Here is a 15,301-nt window from a genome sequence, read left to right on the forward strand (position 1 = left end):
ACAAATTCGTATATGCTCTTGGCCTCTTCGAGCGGGAGCGTCGGGAGCTCGGGCCCGATCGCCCTCCAAGGGGGTATGATGGGGGGCAAATCGCAATGGCGCGCCGCTGGCCTGTGCGCCATCGCGTTCGCGCTGCAGGCGCAAGCGCCGCCGAAGCAACAGCAACCGACCGACGTCGACCAGGCGACCGCCCAGCCGATCGTCATCACCGGTTCACGGATTCCGCGTCGGAACCTTACCGCGGTAAGCCCGGTCACCGTTGTCCAGCAGGAAGAAGCCAAGCTCGAGGGCGTCATCCTTACCGAGGAGCTTCTCAATCAGCTTCCGATGGTCAGCCCTTCGCAGGGCGCATTCACATCGGCCGGCGCGACGGGCACGTCCACGGTGGATCTGCGCGGACTGGGGGCAGCGCGGACGCTCGTCTTGCTGAACGGGCGGCGTCTGATCCCCGGCGATCCAGGCGAAATCGCCCCCGACATTAACGCGGTCCCGAGCGCGCTGATCGAGCGCGTTGAGGTCCTGACCGGCGGCGCGTCGTCCGTTTACGGTTCGGATGCCGTCGCTGGCGTCGTCAACTTCATCCTGGATACGCGCCTGGAGGGCCTGAGAGTCGACGGCCAGGCCAGCTTCTTTCAGCATGACAACCGAATCGGGCCGCCGATCAGGGACGTCCTGGTCGAGGAGGGACTGAAGTTTCCGCGCGGGAGTGTCGTCGACGGCGGACGGTGGGACGTGAACGCCGCCTATGGGACGGCCTTTCTCGATGGCCGCGGGCACGCCATCGTCTATGCCGGCTACCGAAAGCTTCAAAGCCTCACTGAGGACAGGCGCGACTATAGCGCCTGCACAATCGGCACGCAGGAGTTCGATCCGAACGCTCTCGAGTGCGGCGGTTTGCAGGTCTCTTTCCCCGGCACTTTCGAAACTCTCTCCGGAACGTACCAAATCGGCCCCGATCGAACGTTCGAGCCCGGGTTTGTCCCATTCAGCTTTGCGCCGTGGAACTTCTACCAGCGTCCCGACCGGCGCTATACGGCAGGGGCTTTCGCCGACTTTGAATTCAACGATGCGGTGAAGCCGTTCGTTGAAGTGATGTACATGGACGACCGCTCCACCGTTCAGGTTGCGCCGTCGGGGAACTTCTTCGGCACCACGAACATCAATTGCGACAGTCCGCTACTGTCCGAGCAGCAACGCTCGCTGGTTTGCTCCGCCGGCAATTTCATCGGCGAAGAGAGTGGGGGAAGCCGGGCCGCCTTCACCGATCCCGTAACCGGGAAGACTTATTATCGCGGGTGGCTGTTCATCGGTCGCCGCAATGTCGAGGGCGGCCCCAGACGTGACGACCTCAGGCACGAGAACTTGCGCGTCGTCGGCGGCATCAAGGGCGACCTGCGTCCGGGCCTCGCCTATGATGCAAGCTATATCTACAGCCGCGTCAAGTTCAGCGCGGCTTTCACTAACGAGCTTTCCGCCACGCGCATCGGGCGCTCGCTCGACGTGATTTCCGATCCCTCCACCGGACGTCCCGTCTGCCGTTCGGTTCTCACCGGCGAAGACCCGGCGTGCGTGCCATGGGATATTTTCGCATTTGGTGCGGTCACTCCGGAAGCAACCAAGTATCTTGCACAGGCGGCGCAGCGCGCAGGCTTGGTGCGCGAGCAAATTGCGTCCGGCAATCTCACCGCAGAGTTCGAACAATGGGGAGTACGCAGTCCGTGGGCCGAGGATGGTCCGGCAATCAACTTCGGCGCCGAGTATCGCAAGGATTTCATCGATTTTCGGCCGGACCAATTCTATCAAAGCGGCGATCTGGCCGGGTCTGAACCTATGTCTCCCTACAGCGGTTCGATTGAGGTCAAGGAGCTGTTCGGGGAGGCACGAATCCCTTTGATCCAGCACCGGCTGATTGAGCGGCTCGCCCTGGAGGGCGGCTATCGCCAATCGTGGTATAGCAATCCCGAGAACCGCTTCTCCACCAACAGCTACAAGCTTGCGCTGGATTTCGTACCCGTGCGCGGGATCCGATTCCGCGCCAGTCACCAGCGCGCTGTGCGAGCCCCCAATATCGTGGAGCTGTTCGCGCCAACCGTGTTCTACACGATCAATAAGGACCCATGCGCCGGTGTTTCTCCCGAAGCCACCCTCGAGCAATGTCAACGCACGGGGGTAACGGCCGCCCAATACGGGCATGTCCTCGCGATCCCGTCTGACTCTTTCGGCTATCAGGCCCTCGCCGGCGGCAACGCGCGGCTAGAGCCGGAAACGGCCACGACCCGTACACTGGGCGTTGTGCTGGAGCCGCGCTTCGTCCCCGGCTTCAACGCGACCATCGACTGGTTCGACATTCGGGTTAAGGGAGCGGTCGCCGAAATTGGCGCGAGACCAATCATCGAAAACTGCCTTGCGAGCGGCGATCCATTGTTCTGTGGTCGCATCCATCGTGACTTGAGCGGGTCGCTGTGGCTGACTCCCGAGGGATTCATCGACGACCGCAATGCCAATGTCGCATCGTTCGACGTTCGCGGCATCGACATCGGAGTCAATTATTCCAGAAAGCTGGGGCGTTTCGGATCGGCGAACCTGGAGTTTCTCGGCAGCCGGCTCCAAAGAAATGTGATCGATAACGGCGGTCTGTCGACGCCTCGCAACTGCGCCGGCTATTATGGCTTTCCATGTGGTATCCCGCTGCCGCGCTGGAGGCACACCGCGCGCCTGACGTGGCGGCGCGGCGGCGTGTCGCTGTCGGCGTATTGGCGGCACATCGGGGGCACCAGGCTCGCGTCGATCAAATATCGCCCGGACATTCCATTCACGGACAGGGACGCCAAGCTGCCCGACTACGACTATTTCGACCTGGGGGGGCTGTTCAATGTCGGCTCGAACTATGGGCTGCGCCTCGGCGTCAACAATATCTTCGACAAGCCGCCTCCCATTGTGACTGCGACGCTCGCCGGCTGCGCCGCTGGCTGTAACGGCAACACGTTCCCACAGCTCTACGATCCATTGGGCTTTTTTTTTGCGGGCGCCACTCTCGACTTCAAATAGGTCAATGCACCTCACGATGGTGCGTCTTGCCCTTGGTGGCGAGCGAGAAGCGTGGCTCGGGCGTGATCGAGCCGGTTAGCCGCGCCGCGGCGTAGCGGCCGACCTCCGGCCCGTGCTTGAACCCGTGCCCGGACCCGCCGCCGAGCAGAAGCACATTGTCGAGCCGCGGGTGGAAGTCGATCAGGAAATCGCCGTTGGAGCTATTCTCATATTGGCAGACCTCGGCGGCGGTTAGGACGGCGCCCAGCAGTCCTGGGAAGCGGCGGCCGCGAAAGGCGATGATCTCGTTCAGCGCGGCATCGCTTGGGCGCCTGTCCTGAGTGTCGGGATCGGCTTCCGGGCCATGACGGTCGTGGGCGAACTTGACGCCTCGGCCCTCAAGGTCGGGACAGCCGTAGAACATGTCGCCATGGTTGAAATCCGCCCAACAGGGCATGGCCGCGGGCTCGAAGCTGCGGTCGCCGGCGGGCGGGGCAAAATAGAAGACCTCCTGGCGGGTCACGCGAATGCGCGACCCGACGACATCGGGGAACAGTCTGGGCAACCACGGTCCGAGAGCGAACACGAAGCGGTCGGCAGAAATCGGTTCGCCGGATGAAAGCCGGACCTGCGCGAGGCGGGCGCCGGCTGGACCGGGCGTCTCCACCAAGCCTTGGACATAACCGCCGCCGGCCCGGACGAAGCGCTCGACCAACGTCTGCACGGCGCGGCGCGCCATCAGAGCGCCGAATCGGGGCTCGAACACGCCGATCTCGATTTCGCTGAAGTCGAACATCGGAAAGCGGGCGGCCATTTCCGACCGGCTCAGCACTTCGCTCGGAAGGCCGAGGTCGCGGTGAACCTCGAGGGTGTCGCGAAGATACGACTCCTCGCCCGGAAAGAAGAACAGAACCCCGCAGGGATGGAAGAGCGGCAATCCCGCCTCGGCGCTGAGCGCCCGCCACTGGGGCAACGAGTCCATCGCCATGCGCGTATAGATTTCGTCGCTGCCGTAGGCGCCCCGGGTGAGACGCGATTCACCTCCAGAGGAGGCTTGGTTGTGTGCCGGACCGACGGCGTCGATGAGAGTCACCGCGTGGCCCGCCTGGAGCAAATGATGCGCGGTCCAGGCGCCGAACACACCCGCGCCGACGACTGCGACATGCTCGGTCATGCGAGCTCTCGGAACGGCAGCAGATCGCTCGGCGGGCAGATGCTCGGGCTACCGCCGTGCTGGGCGAGGAACGCGTCCTTCACAATCTCGGCCTGCTGCTCGAGCCCGTAGCGATCGAACGGCTGGCCGGGCTCAATCGCGTAGCGGTAATGGCAGAACGGATGGCGCATCAGCGGCAGATAGAAGCGGCCGCCCTTTTGCGCCTGCCAGACATGGGTCATTTCGTGGATGAAGAAGCCTTGGCGGTGCAGCGGCTCCTTCGCGAAATCATTCGACCAGCCGCCCCCGTTGGGGTGGAAATAAATGTTTCCCATCGGCGCCATCGCCGTCCGTCGCGGCTGGAACGGCCACCATTTGCCTTCGAACAGTTGAACACGCGCCGTATCGATCGCAATTCCGAACACGGAGCGGATCAGTTCGACCTCTCCAGCTGTCAAATTGCGTGCGCGCATGGGTCAAACGTAGCGATCCGCGGTTTTCCGCGCCACTTGCAGCGTTCAAGGTGCACCGCTAGGGCATCGCGAAAGACTTAACGGAGGAAGCTTTCCATGAGCGAGACCACCGATCGGGTGAAGAAGATCGTCGTCGAACATCTCGGCGTAGAGGCCGATAAGGTCACCGAGGACGCGAGCTTCATCGACGATCTCGGCGCCGACAGCCTCGACATCGTCGAGCTGGTGATGGCTTTCGAAGAAGAGTTCGGGGTCGAGATTCCGGATGACGCGGCCGAGAAGATCACGACGGTCCGCGACGCCATCGAATATATCGACCAGAACAAGGGCTGATCGACACAATCCGTTCGCCCTGAGCTTGTCGAGGGGCTGCCTTTTCCTACTTAGGGCGTTGTGAAGACAGTACAGGGCTTCGACAGGCTCAGCCCGAACGGGTTTGGGCCTGTTCCTTTTGGAGGCTGACAATGCGCCGTGTCGTTGTGACAGGTCTCGGTCTGGTGACGCCCCTTGGTGCCGACGTCGAGACGACCTGGAAGAACCTCATCGAGGGCAGGAGCGGCATCGCCGCCATTACGCGGTTCGACACCACCGGCCAGAAGGCCACGATCGCGGGCGAAGTGAAGCCCAAGGGCCATCCATACGGTTTCGATCCCGACAAACGCGTCGATCACAAGGTCCAGCGTCAGGTCGATCCGTTCATCGTCTATGCGATCGACGCCGCCGGACAGGCGCTCGAGGATGCCGGGCTGACCGACATGGATCAGGATCTCAAGGAGCGCACGGGCGTCTCGATCGGCTCGGGCATTGGTGGCTTGCCGGGAATCGAAAGCGAATCGCTGGTGCTTGCGGAAAAAGGGCCGGGACGGGTCAGCCCTCACTTCGTCCACGGTCGTTTGATCAACCTCACCTCCGGCCAGGTTTCGATCAAATATGGGCTGATGGGACCCAACCATTCCGTGGTCACCGCCTGTTCGACGGGCGCACACTCAATCGGTGACGCCGCGCGCATGATCAAGGATGGCGATGCCGACATTATGCTGGCCGGCGGAGCCGAGAGCACGATCAACCCGCTTGGTGTGGCCGGGTTCGCCCAGGCGCGTGCGCTCAACACGAGCTTCAATGATCGGCCGGAGCAAGCGAGCCGGCCCTACGACAAGGGCCGCGAGGGCTTCGTCATGGGCGAGGGTGCAGGCGTGGTGGTGCTCGAGGAATATGAGCATGCCAAGGCGCGCGGCGCCAAGATCTATGCCGAGGTCGTCGGTTATGGCCTATCGGGCGACGCGTATCACGTGACTGCGCCGCACCCGGAAGGCCGGGGCGCCGAGCTGGCGATGCGAATGGCCCTCAAGAAGGCTGGGATGAAGCCCGAGGACATCGATTACGTAAATGCCCATGGCACTTCGACCATGGCCGACACGATCGAGCTGGCTGCGGTCAAACGCGTGCTTGGCGACGACCTCCATGGCGCCTCGATGAGCAGCACCAAATCGGCCATCGGGCATTTGCTTGGCGGCGCCGGGGCGGTCGAAGCGATCTTCTGCATTCTCGCAATTCGCGACCAGATCGTTCCTCCGACGCTTAATCTCGACGACCCGGACGAAGGGACCGAAGGCGTGGACCTGGTTCCACACAAGGCGAAGAAGCGACGGGTGCGCGCAGTGCTGAACAACAGCTTCGGGTTTGGCGGGACCAACGCCTCGCTGATCATGAAGGCCGTGTGAGGAAACTCGCCGCCGCCGCCGCGGCACTTGCCGTCGCGGCCCTTCTTGGCATCTACCTTCTGTGGCTTGGCGGCGGAGCCAGCGCTCCGACGACAATCATGGTCGAAGAAGGCGCGACGTTGACAAGCCTTTGCCCTGGGCTGGAGCGCAAATATCTCGTACCCGGCAATTGCACGACCTATCGCGCGATGGCGCGGCTGCTCGGCTCCCCCGACCCGATCCAGGCCGGGGAATTCGAGGTTCCGGCAGGCACCGGCGGCGCTGCCTTGCTCGAACTGCTGCAGCATGGCCGGCCGGTGCAGCGGCTGATCACCGTCACGGAGGGAATGCCCGCGATCAGCGTCGCGGAGAAGCTCGCCGCAAACCCATATCTGACCGGCGCCACGCCGCCGATCGGCGAGGGTTCGCTGCTCCCCGACAGCTACGGGTACGAGCGTGCCGAGGCGCGGTCCGCGGTCGTCAGACGCATGCAGACCGCGATGACCAGGACGCTTGAGCAGCTGTGGCCGGAGCGGAGCACCGATTGCCCGATCGTCACCAAGGAGCAGGCGGTCATTCTCGCCTCCATCGTCGAGAAGGAGACGGGCAAGCCGGCCGAGCGCCCAACCATTGCCGGGGTTTATTGCAACCGCCTGCGGATCGGCATGAAGCTCGATGCCGACCCGACCGTGATTTACCCGGTCACCAAGGGCAAGCCGCTCGGCCGACGCATCCTCAAGTCCGAGCTCAATGCGAAGAACGGATACAATACCTATCGGATTGAGGGTCTGCCCCAAGGTCCGATCGCCAATCCCGGCAGGGCGAGCATCGAGGCGGTGCTGCATCCGGCGCCGACCAAGGCGCTCTATTTCGTCGCCGACGGGACCGGCGGGCATGTCTTCGCCGCGACTCTGGCCGAGCAACAGGCGAACGTCGCCAAATGGTTCGCGCTTCGCAAGGCAAGAGGACAAATGTGAGCAACCGGGGGATCGGTCGCGCACGTCTGTTTCTCGGCACCGTGATCCTGCTCGCAACGGTCATGGCCTGGGCCATTGCGTTCATGATGAGCCCCCACGGCGACACCGTTGTTCGCGGCACCGAACACGTGCGCCCGTCCGTCGCCGCCTTCCTCAACAAGAGCGCGATCGGGACGCTGCTCTTGGCAGCGCTTGCCGGCTGGCTGTTGTTCCCTGCGCGACGACCAAGGAAGCCGCGGCGCGACTGGGCGATTGCCGCGGTGCTGGCCGTGCTCGTGCTCAGCAGTCTCTACCAGTTGTTCTGGTTGAACTTCGTCCTTTAGCCGGCAGTCCCTTCGGTAGAGCGTTTCTTAAGGGGCTGAACCTTAAACTTGACCCCGCCGAGCGCTGTGGCGGGGAAAAGTCGTGAAGTTGCGGTCGATCCAAGTGTTGCGCGGTGTCGCCGCGATGGCGGTTGTGGCGCATCATGCCTTTGCCGGGGGCACGAAGCTCGGCGCCGCCGGCGTCGACCTGTTCTTCGTGATTTCGGGCTTCATCATGGCGACCTGCGCCGGCGGCCGCAGCCCGGGGCAATTCCTCGCCGACCGCGCCTGGCGGATCTATCCGCTGTGGCTCATCGCCGTCCTCCCGTGGCTGTTGATGGAGCCGGTCAGCCTGCTCGGCCTCGTGCGGAGCCTGACGCTGTGGCCCGTCTACGGCCGCCAATATGTCGAACCGGCGCTGGGCGTCGGATGGACATTAAGCTTCGAGCTGCTGTTCTACGCCGGCTTTGCCGTGGCGATTGCGAGCCGCGCCTCCATTCCGTTGCTGATCTTCGGCCTGTGCCTCATCCTCGGCCTGACCACGAACAACCTGTTGTTCTGGTTCATCGGCAGCCCGCTGGCGTTCGAGTTCCTGCTTGGGGTCGCCATCGCGCAGATGCCAAGCCGAGCGAGTTTCGGTGCAGTTGCGGCTGCCTTGGGCCTGATCCTGCTCGCCGTCGCTCCGGACACCTATTACGATCAGTCGTTCGGCGGGGGCGCGATCCTGCGGGTCATTTGCTGGGGCGTTCCGGCGTCCTTGCTGGTGTACGGCCTACGCTCGCTGGAGCCGCGGCTGTCAGGCCGCGCCTTCGATCTGCCGGTGCTCATCGGCAATGCTTCCTACTCGATCTACTTGTTCCATCAGCTGATCTTCAAGCAATTCCACGGGATCGGGGGGCTCGTCCTGTCGGCCGCCGCCGGGATCGCGATCTACTTCCTGGTCGAGCGGCCGATCATCCGGGCGCGGCCGAAATGGACGCGCGGATGGAAAAGCGGGCGTTCAGGACAGGGCCTCGCTCCGCACGTAGCCGACACGCCGCTCCTCGCCGGCATAGCCCCACGCCCAGCCGACGCTGTCGTCGAGCATCGCGAACGGCTCGCCCGGAACTAGCTCGCGGACGGCGTCCGCTTCGTCGGACGGCCCTTCGCGGAGCGGAGCTCCGTGAGTCACAATGCGCTCGACCGGCTCCGCATAATGCGAAGCGATCACGCAATCGATCAGGGCGACGTCGGCGAGGTCCTTGCGAAAGGCGTGGAACCGGCGGTCGGGCGGATTCGACGGCCCGGTAAGCGAGACTTCCTCAGCGCTGATGGGCGTAGGCGTGGGCCTGGCCGATGATCGGCCGGTGCGCCGTGGATTGCCCGCCGTCGCCTTCGCGGAGGTTACGCTTGAAGCCTTCAAGGAAATCTGCCCCGTTATTGGTGCGGACGACGAACACGTTGCGGCGGTCGTCCTGATCGCGTTCGCGACGGAGATAGCCGAGCGCGCCGAGCGTATTCAAGGCGCGTGTGACGACCGGCTTCGACACGCCCAGGACGCGCGCCAGGCCACGCACCGTATGGGGGCCCGGAGTCAGGTAGACCATCATCAACAACGCCATCTGGCGATTGGTCAAATCGGGCTCGCCCGAACGGACGTAGGCGATAAGCGCCTTCATCCAGCCTGTTAGCGATACCTCGCCCATAGCTGCCTCGTTTCCATCCCGTGCCGCGTAGCGTCGAACTAAACCGGTAAGGACGCGAAATGTTGCAGCGAATTGGCCGAAAAGACCCGGAACTTTCGGCGAACGGCAACGTCAGCGAGGCGGATAACGCGCTTCGAGCAGGCCAAACACCGCGCGCAGTCCAAGCGCCTCGCCGCCCTTCGGCCGCCCCGGCTTGGCCGAATCGCGCCACGCATAGGTGTCGAGATGGGCCCAGGGAATGTCGTCGGGGACGAAGCGCTTGAGGAACAGAGCGGCGGTGATGCAGCCGGCCATCGGCGAGTTCGACGCATTGGCGAGGTCGGCGACATCGCTTTTCAGCAGCTCGGCATACGGATCCCACAACGGCATCCGCCACAGCGGATCGTCGGTTCCGCGGGCTGATGCCTCGAGCTCGGCGGCGAGGTCGTCGCGGTTGGCGAACAGCGCCGGAAGATCGGGCCCGAGCGCGGTGCGCGCCGCCCCGGTCAGAGTCGCGAAATCGACGATCAGCTCGGGCTTGTCCTCGGCGGCGCGAGTCAGCGCGTCGGCGAGGATCAGCCGGCCTTCCGCATCGGTATTGTCGATCTCCACGAAGTCGCCCTTGCGGGACTTGACGATGTCCCCGGGACGGTAGGCCGCGCCCGACACCGCATTCTCGACCGCCGGGATGACGAGATGCAGCCGCACCGGCAGCCGGGCCATGCTGACCAGCCGCGCCAGCGCCAGCGCATGGGCCGCCCCGCCCATGTCTTTCTTCATGTTCCGCATCCATGCCGGCTGCTTGAGGTCGAGCCCGCCGCTGTCGAAGCACACGCCTTTGCCGACGATCGCAATGCGCGGGCTGCCGGCCTTGCCCCATTCGAGCTCGATCAGGCGTGGCGCGCGCTCGGCCGTCGCCGCGCGGCCGACCGCGGCGATCAGCGGATAGCCTTGCGCAAGCTCATCGCCGCCGGTGACGCGGACGTGACCGCCCGAACGCTTGGCCTCGTCACGCACCGCGGCCTCGATCTCGGCGGGTCCAAGGTCGCCCGCCGGCGTGTTGACGAGATCGCGGACCAAAGCGGTCGCCTCGGCCAGGCGCACCGTGGCTTCGATCCGCGCCGGCTCGCCGCTCACCAGCACGCGCGCGCCGCGCTCGGGCTCGTCGGCCTTCGCGCGATAGGAATCGAACCGATATTGGGCGAGCAGCCAGCCGAGCGCCGCCACGCCCGGATCGCCGTCCGCCAGCTTGTAGGTTCCTTCGGGCAGGCTCGCGCCGAGCTTGGCCAGGCACCACGGCGACAGGCTTTTCGCGTCCTTGACGGCGCTCACCACCTCGAAGTCGCCGCCGCGCGGCAGGATGACGAAGGCGAAGCCGGTTTTGCCGTCGAAGCGGTGCGCCGCGAGCAGCGCGCGGTCCTCGGCCGGGCGCTTCTTGGCCCAGCCCTCGAAGCTCTGCTTGTCGACGACGTGGATCGGGCGAGCCTTTTGCCCGCGGTCGGCGACGAGGAGGGCAGCGAAATCGGTCATGGGCAGCCCTTACCCTCCACGCCCCCTCTCCCCAACCCCTCACCCGCGGAGGAGAGGGGCATCCTGGTCGCCGTCATTTCCTACGAAGTTGACGAAGTTGACGCCATCGATCGCGCGCGAGGTTTCGCCGACGCCGCCGGGAAGTGCGGCTTCGTCGACAAGGTCATCGAGCTGGAAGTCGAGCGTTTCAATCGCTTCGTCGGGATCGATCTCGCCGTCGCAGTCTATGACCGATTAGGCTATCCGTCACGAGCGCGCTGGAGGGTTGTCACCCCACGTGATCGTGGTCCGGAAAGAGCGATCTCCAAAGCACTAGAGACGCTGGAGACACCGCCCCGATCCAGCAAAGGCCGGCGAGGCCAGACCATGTTGTTGCCGACGAAAGGCCAGAGCCGACACGTCTCCCAGACATTGATTGGGAAGGTCCGGTAACGGCTCTCTATGGTGTAGTTTTCAATTCGAGAGGCGTTAAGGTGAACGAGGATACGCCCGAGCAAGAACGAGATCGACTGTACGTTCTTGGGGCGTCCCCAAGGCGGTGGATTAGAAACAGGCCCTGTAAGTGAAATGCCGACGCTGTGACGGTTATAACGAATCCCGTGTTTGATGTTGTGGTTGATTAAATAGATTTGGAAGTAATCCGGAATTGCTCCCCTGTCGCGTAATGCAAAGCGGTCAGTTTCCGGCGTGAGCGTAGTGTCGCGAGAGGCGTGTTCTGCGACAATGCATTTTAGAGCGACCCATCGTGCAACTATAGTGCCTTGTTCAACTCCTAGCGCAATCAGTGACCCCTTAATCAACGGCGTGAGAAATGGTCGTGCTGCCTCTTCGAGATTTCTCATCCAACCCGTGTTGCAAGTGGCGCAAACGGCGCGGATTTTAATCGTGTGGAGCGCACCAGGGCGATGCGATGCACCCTCCTCAATCGTACCGACCTTTGGGTGATAATGATACGCCTTCCGATTGTGACGCGGGTCCGGCAATTGTGGTAGGAGCTCGTGCATCCATTCAGGCCAGAAATGCTCTTTGCTGTTGGCCGGATTGGTGCAGAATATGCATTGTTTTTGAGGTCGCGACATGAAAGCTCAGATGTCCAATGGAACCCTAAGAGCGACGCGGTAGGTCTTTTCGTGGGCGGTGATCTGCTTGCTCTGCTCGATGTTACGGGCGAGGGTCAAAAAGGTCGGTGGACGATTGACACTGACAACGATCAATTTGCTCTGCATCAGTGTCTGCTTTCCACCCATTGCGGACATTCGATGTTCCGGCGATGTTAGCGGGATGATCGAAGCCAACATCAATTTGTTCAATGGTATGGCCTGCATTTTTTGGTCGGTCGATTTATCGGCAGAAAATCCCCTACAGCAAGCATGGGGCGGTCGTGCGCCGGGAGTCGCCCAAACTGTTTTGGGTGTTGGTCGGCGTGATCGGCGCCGTTGTCGTTTGGACGGGCGTGGCCTTTGTGCTTCATCAAGCATGACCTGACGTCTGCTTTCCGCCCGTTGCGGACGTCAGCGCCCCGCCCAGTCTGATCTCCGCATCGCCAGTCTCGGACCGGACAGCGAGGGGCAGTTTTGCCGCCCGGCGTCGGATCGCGTATAGCGTTGGCGGGGGATTGCTCGGTGCCCCCTGCACTCCAAATCGCAGGGAGGACGAGCATGAACATGGCATTTGCAGCAATGATGGGCTGGTGCGGCACGATGTGGCCGGGCTGGTTCCTGTGGTGGTTGATCCACCATGGCGGCCGGCCGCCGATCCCCGATCCCGAGCCCTGGTGGCGCAACCTCGTTCGCGGGGTGATCGGGGCCATCGGCGGCATCGGGGCGGTGACCGTCATCGGTCCCGATTTCCCCAATCCGGGCCTGGTCGGCACGGGTGTCCTGGCGTTCTTCGGCGGCGTCTTTCTCGGCAGCCTCGCCGACAGCGTGATGGCTGCGGGACGCGGGCAAATACGCGGATAATCGGTTGCGTGCGGGCGGGGCGGCGAAACACTCGCCGTCCCGCTTCCGCGGCTCAACCGCCTCGAGAATGCGCGGTATTGGCGCCAATGGCATGCGCCTTCGAGCGCGCGGTCAGCCAGGCACGCAGCGGTTCATCGATGTAGCGCAACACCAGATAGGACGTTGCAACCAGCGTCACCATGAACAAGGCCAGCGCGGGGCCGGCCAAGCCGCTCGCCACCACCGTGAACAGGAACGGCACGATCAACAGGAACGCGAGCGGAAAATGGAGGACGTAAATGGGATAGGACAGGACGCCGCTCAGTAACATCGTCCGTCGCGCAATCCCATAGAGATTGTCGTTCGTGCTCGCGGCGACCAACAGCGGCATTCCCATCGTGATCGAAGCGAAATCGAACGCGGCGTCGAACCTGGTCGGAGGCGCGAGCAGGACCGCGCACAGAATTGTCACCGCCATCACGGGCGACAGCCTGAGTGACGTCAGCCTGCCGTCGCGGAACGCGCGGCTCACCAACACGCCGGCAAAGAATGGGTAGAGCACGCGTCCCGCCGAAAGGCCGATCGTGTCCGATTCCCACACGCGGCCGATCCCGCCGCTCATGCTTAACAAGACGAGCAGGATGCCGAGCCCGGCCACGAGCAGAGCTTGCAGCCGGACACGGGTCAAAGCCGGCGCGATGAACGAATAGAGGATGTTGACCCAATATTCCGCGAAGAGCGACCACACCGGCCCGTTGAGCGGAAACGCGGCAGGCGCGGAAAGCGTGTGAAACGGAATGAACAAGGAGGCCGCGACCAGGGCCCACAGGATGGCTCCAGCGCCCGTGCCCGTGCCCGACCAGCCCTCGATGATGACGATGGTTGCGGTCAGGACCGCGCCCAGGATCACCATCGGTTGCAGACGGATGGCGCGCCTGATGAAGAACTCGCCCGGCGTCATGGTCGTCTGCAGTCTAGCCTCGTAGACCTGGGCGATGACGAAGCCGCTCAGGACGAAAAAGAAATCGACGGCCAAATGGGCGTGGGGAAGCACGCCGAAACCGAGCACTTCGCTGATGTGGCCGAAGGCGACGATCAGCGCCGCAACGCCCCTCAAGCCATCGAGCATCACAAAGCGGTGACCAGTCGACACGCGCAACTCCCGATTGATCAAGGGCCGGTTGCGGCCAAGAGCCTCCGGGACAGTTCGAATTTCGCCGAGCGAGACCCGAGCCATCCAGTTCAAGCAGGCTAGGACTTTACGGTTGAGGTGGCGTTAACGTCACCGGTTCGCGCATCTCTAATCGGCACCGAGAAGCGCCAGCGCCGAGGCGCGGCTGCTCCGGTGGAGCGCGGCCGCAAGATCGTCGGGCGCGGCGTGGGCGTGGCCGCGCAGCCAGCTTTCAACCAGCGACAATTGCGCCTCGGCGAGATGAATCGCGGCGAGGCGGGAAGGAAGCGGCCCTTGCGGTCCGATCGTCTTCAACCGGCTTTCGATGAGGTCGGTTTGGTTGCGCGAAAGCACCTTGCGCGCCTGGCCCGAGAAGATCGCGTCGGTCAGGCGCCGGTTCGACCACAAATGCTCGAGCACCTCCACCAGCCGGCCCGGCGGCTGGTCGGACGCGATGCAGTCGGCGACGACCGCGAATATGCGGGTCATGCAGGCGCGCAAGACATCCTCCTTGTCGGAGAAATGCTCGTAGAAAGTGGAGCGGGCCAGTTGCGCTTCTTCGACCACCTTCTTGACCGAGACGCTTTCGAAGCCGTGGGCGAACACCAGGCGCGTGAACGCCTTCATGATTTGGGCGCGCGTCTGGTCGCTGCGCCGTGCCGGATGTGCCGGACAATTCATGCCCAATGTCCGCCTGATCGTTCCCTGATCGAAATCGCGGCCCTTTCCTAAGCGCGTGTGGCTAGCGAAGCGACGAGTTTTCGACAGGAGACAAGGATGCGATTCTCGATTGCGATTGCGACGGCTTTGCTGGCCGTGCCTGCCGCCGCCCAACAGCCGGCGCCCCAACCACAGATGCGGATCGATGCCCCGACCATGATCGCCAGCCCGTATGGAGCGTACGAGTTCCTCATCGGGGACTGGTATTCCAAGCCGAGCGGCGGCCCGGACATCTCGATCCATCAGAAATTCGAATACGGCCCGAAGCAATCGTACATCTTCTACACCACCCTGACCCGCGAAGGCGGCAAGCCCGAGGCGGTGCATTTCGAGGGCATGGCGGTGTGGAACGGCAAGACCAAAAACCTCGACTATGTGGTGACCAGCGAGCCCGGCTCCGGAGCCCAGGAGCAAGGGACCATGCACGCGGAAGCCGACGGGTCGATCGTTCGCGATGTCCTCCTCACGCGCGCAGACGGCAATCAGTCCCAGTTCCGCCAACGTTTCTGGAAGGTTGGCGAAACCACGGTGATGACGTCGCTGATGCGCAAGATCGCGACGGGCTGGGAGCCGAACTTCCCCGGCAGCGAGAAGATCGAGATGAGCCGCACGCTCGCTCCAACTTCCGCCTCGCGCTGACGGCA

Annotated in this window: 16 protein-coding genes and 1 pseudogene; 9 read left to right on the forward strand and 8 right to left on the reverse strand. The window is 63.5% G+C overall.

Translation table 11 applies throughout. From position 1 onward, the window contains the following. The first annotated feature begins 78 nt into the window (after positions 1-78). Positions 79-3,048: a TonB-dependent receptor domain-containing protein gene (locus N539_RS0110975; protein WP_197018409.1), complete on the forward strand. Its 2,970-nt coding sequence runs from the start codon at positions 79-81 to the stop codon at positions 3,046-3,048. Position 3,049: 1 nt separating this feature from the next. On the opposite strand, the gene N539_RS0110980 is transcribed toward N539_RS0110975, so the two are convergent. Then, positions 3,050-4,201 carry an FAD-dependent oxidoreductase gene (locus N539_RS0110980; protein WP_028970290.1) on the reverse strand — a complete coding sequence of 384 codons (1,152 nt, stop codon included), beginning with the start codon at positions 4,199-4,201 and terminating at the stop codon, positions 3,050-3,052. Next, positions 4,198-4,653, reverse strand: a complete 456-nt coding sequence (locus tag N539_RS0110985; protein ID WP_028970291.1) for a hypothetical protein — start codon at positions 4,651-4,653, stop codon at positions 4,198-4,200. The genes N539_RS0110980 and N539_RS0110985 overlap by 4 nt, the downstream gene beginning before the upstream one ends. Before the next feature lie 96 nt (positions 4,654-4,749). Here N539_RS0110985 and N539_RS0110990 point away from each other — a divergent pair, with 96 nt between their 5' ends. The 5 genes from N539_RS0110990 (at position 4,750) to N539_RS0111010 (ending at position 8,743) form a co-directional block, all read left to right on the forward strand. Then, positions 4,750-4,986, forward strand: coding sequence for an acyl carrier protein (locus N539_RS0110990; RefSeq protein WP_028970292.1), 237 nt, complete (start codon positions 4,750-4,752; stop codon positions 4,984-4,986). 131 nt (positions 4,987-5,117) lie between these two features. Further along, the gene (gene fabF / locus N539_RS0110995; protein WP_028970293.1) at positions 5,118-6,374 is read left to right on the forward strand and encodes a beta-ketoacyl-ACP synthase II; all 1,257 of its coding nucleotides are present in this window, start codon (positions 5,118-5,120) and stop codon (positions 6,372-6,374) included. Beyond that, on the forward strand, positions 6,371-7,330 hold the full coding sequence (mltG, locus tag N539_RS0111000; RefSeq protein WP_028970294.1) for an endolytic transglycosylase MltG: 960 nt from the start codon (positions 6,371-6,373) through the stop codon (positions 7,328-7,330). Before fabF ends, mltG begins: the two co-directional genes overlap by 4 nt. After that, a complete protein-coding gene (locus tag N539_RS0111005) occupies positions 7,327-7,653 on the forward strand; it encodes a hypothetical protein (RefSeq protein WP_028970295.1) in 327 nt (108 codons plus the stop codon). Before mltG ends, N539_RS0111005 begins: the two co-directional genes overlap by 4 nt. Before the next feature lie 103 nt (positions 7,654-7,756). Then, positions 7,757-8,743, forward strand: coding sequence for an acyltransferase family protein (locus tag N539_RS0111010; RefSeq protein WP_443027629.1), 987 nt, complete (start codon positions 7,757-7,759; stop codon positions 8,741-8,743). Here the strand turns inward: N539_RS0111010 and N539_RS19200 are convergent. The 3 genes and pseudogenes from N539_RS19200 to N539_RS0111020 all read right to left on the reverse strand — a co-directional run. Next, positions 8,699-8,842: pseudogene (locus N539_RS19200) on the reverse strand (glycoside hydrolase); the annotation flags it as partial. The gene N539_RS0111010 and the pseudogene N539_RS19200 overlap by 45 nt on opposite strands. 91 nt (positions 8,843-8,933) lie before the next feature. Further along, on the reverse strand, positions 8,934-9,290 hold the full coding sequence (locus N539_RS0111015) for a MarR family transcriptional regulator (RefSeq protein ID WP_028970297.1): 357 nt from the start codon (positions 9,288-9,290) through the stop codon (positions 8,934-8,936). Positions 9,291-9,428: 138 nt separating this feature from the next. After that, positions 9,429-10,826 (reverse strand): leucyl aminopeptidase family protein, encoded by a 1,398-nt coding sequence (locus tag N539_RS0111020; RefSeq protein ID WP_028970298.1) that lies wholly within the window; start codon positions 10,824-10,826, stop codon positions 9,429-9,431. On the opposite strand from N539_RS0111020, the gene N539_RS0111025 reads away from it, so the two are divergent. Continuing rightward, positions 10,785-11,258 carry a hypothetical protein gene (locus N539_RS0111025; protein ID WP_028970299.1) on the forward strand — a complete coding sequence of 158 codons (474 nt, stop codon included), beginning with the start codon at positions 10,785-10,787 and terminating at the stop codon, positions 11,256-11,258. The genes N539_RS0111020 and N539_RS0111025 overlap by 42 nt on opposite strands. A 653-nt stretch (positions 11,259-11,911) precedes the next feature. Here the strand turns inward: N539_RS0111025 and N539_RS0111030 are convergent. Continuing rightward, positions 11,912-12,136 (reverse strand): hypothetical protein, encoded by a 225-nt coding sequence (locus N539_RS0111030; RefSeq protein ID WP_156029895.1) that lies wholly within the window; start codon positions 12,134-12,136, stop codon positions 11,912-11,914. A 348-nt stretch (positions 12,137-12,484) separates the two neighbouring features. On the opposite strand from N539_RS0111030, the gene N539_RS0111035 reads away from it, so the two are divergent. After that, positions 12,485-12,787: a hypothetical protein gene (locus tag N539_RS0111035; protein ID WP_156029896.1), complete on the forward strand. Its 303-nt coding sequence runs from the start codon at positions 12,485-12,487 to the stop codon at positions 12,785-12,787. 52 nt (positions 12,788-12,839) lie between these two features. Here the strand turns inward: N539_RS0111035 and N539_RS17885 are convergent, their stop codons facing one another. Together N539_RS17885 and N539_RS18825 are read right to left on the reverse strand one after the other, a co-directional pair. Then, the gene (locus N539_RS17885) at positions 12,840-13,919 is read right to left on the reverse strand and encodes an acyltransferase family protein (RefSeq protein WP_197018411.1); all 1,080 of its coding nucleotides are present in this window, start codon (positions 13,917-13,919) and stop codon (positions 12,840-12,842) included. 147 nt (positions 13,920-14,066) lie between these two features. Continuing rightward, positions 14,067-14,618, reverse strand: coding sequence for a TetR/AcrR family transcriptional regulator (locus tag N539_RS18825; RefSeq protein ID WP_028970302.1), 552 nt, complete (start codon positions 14,616-14,618; stop codon positions 14,067-14,069). Between the two features lie 96 nt (positions 14,619-14,714). Here N539_RS18825 and N539_RS18830 point away from each other — a divergent pair, with 96 nt between their 5' ends. Continuing rightward, positions 14,715-15,296: a hypothetical protein gene (locus tag N539_RS18830; RefSeq protein ID WP_028970303.1), complete on the forward strand. Its 582-nt coding sequence runs from the start codon at positions 14,715-14,717 to the stop codon at positions 15,294-15,296. The last annotated feature ends 5 nt before the right edge of the window (positions 15,297-15,301 follow it).

Origin of the sequence: Sphingomonas sp. URHD0057, from assembly GCF_000620665.1 — a bacterium.
Lineage (GTDB): Bacteria > Pseudomonadota > Alphaproteobacteria > Sphingomonadales > Sphingomonadaceae > Sphingomicrobium.

What these genes read in the sequence shown, in the direction of transcription:
- N539_RS0110985 (WP_028970291.1), bottom strand. Translation starts at nt 4,653, where the DNA reads ATGCGCGCACGCAATTTGACAGCTGGAGAGGTCGAACTGATCCGCTCC.
- N539_RS18830 (WP_028970303.1), top strand. Translation starts at nt 14,715, where the DNA reads ATGCGATTCTCGATTGCGATTGCGACGGCTTTGCTGGCCGTGCCTGCC.
- N539_RS0110990 (WP_028970292.1), top strand. Translation starts at nt 4,750, where the DNA reads ATGAGCGAGACCACCGATCGGGTGAAGAAGATCGTCGTCGAACATCTC.
- N539_RS0110980 (WP_028970290.1), bottom strand. Translation starts at nt 4,201, where the DNA reads ATGACCGAGCATGTCGCAGTCGTCGGCGCGGGTGTGTTCGGCGCCTGG.
- N539_RS0111020 (WP_028970298.1), bottom strand. Translation starts at nt 10,826, where the DNA reads ATGACCGATTTCGCTGCCCTCCTCGTCGCCGACCGCGGGCAAAAGGCT.
- N539_RS0111015 (WP_028970297.1), bottom strand. Translation starts at nt 9,290, where the DNA reads ATGAAGGCGCTTATCGCCTACGTCCGTTCGGGCGAGCCCGATTTGACC.
- fabF (WP_028970293.1), top strand. Translation starts at nt 5,118, where the DNA reads ATGCGCCGTGTCGTTGTGACAGGTCTCGGTCTGGTGACGCCCCTTGGT.
- N539_RS0110975 (WP_197018409.1), top strand. Translation starts at nt 79, where the DNA reads ATGGGGGGCAAATCGCAATGGCGCGCCGCTGGCCTGTGCGCCATCGCG.
- N539_RS18825 (WP_028970302.1), bottom strand. Translation starts at nt 14,618, where the DNA reads ATGAATTGTCCGGCACATCCGGCACGGCGCAGCGACCAGACGCGCGCC.
- N539_RS0111035 (WP_156029896.1), top strand. Translation starts at nt 12,485, where the DNA reads ATGAACATGGCATTTGCAGCAATGATGGGCTGGTGCGGCACGATGTGG.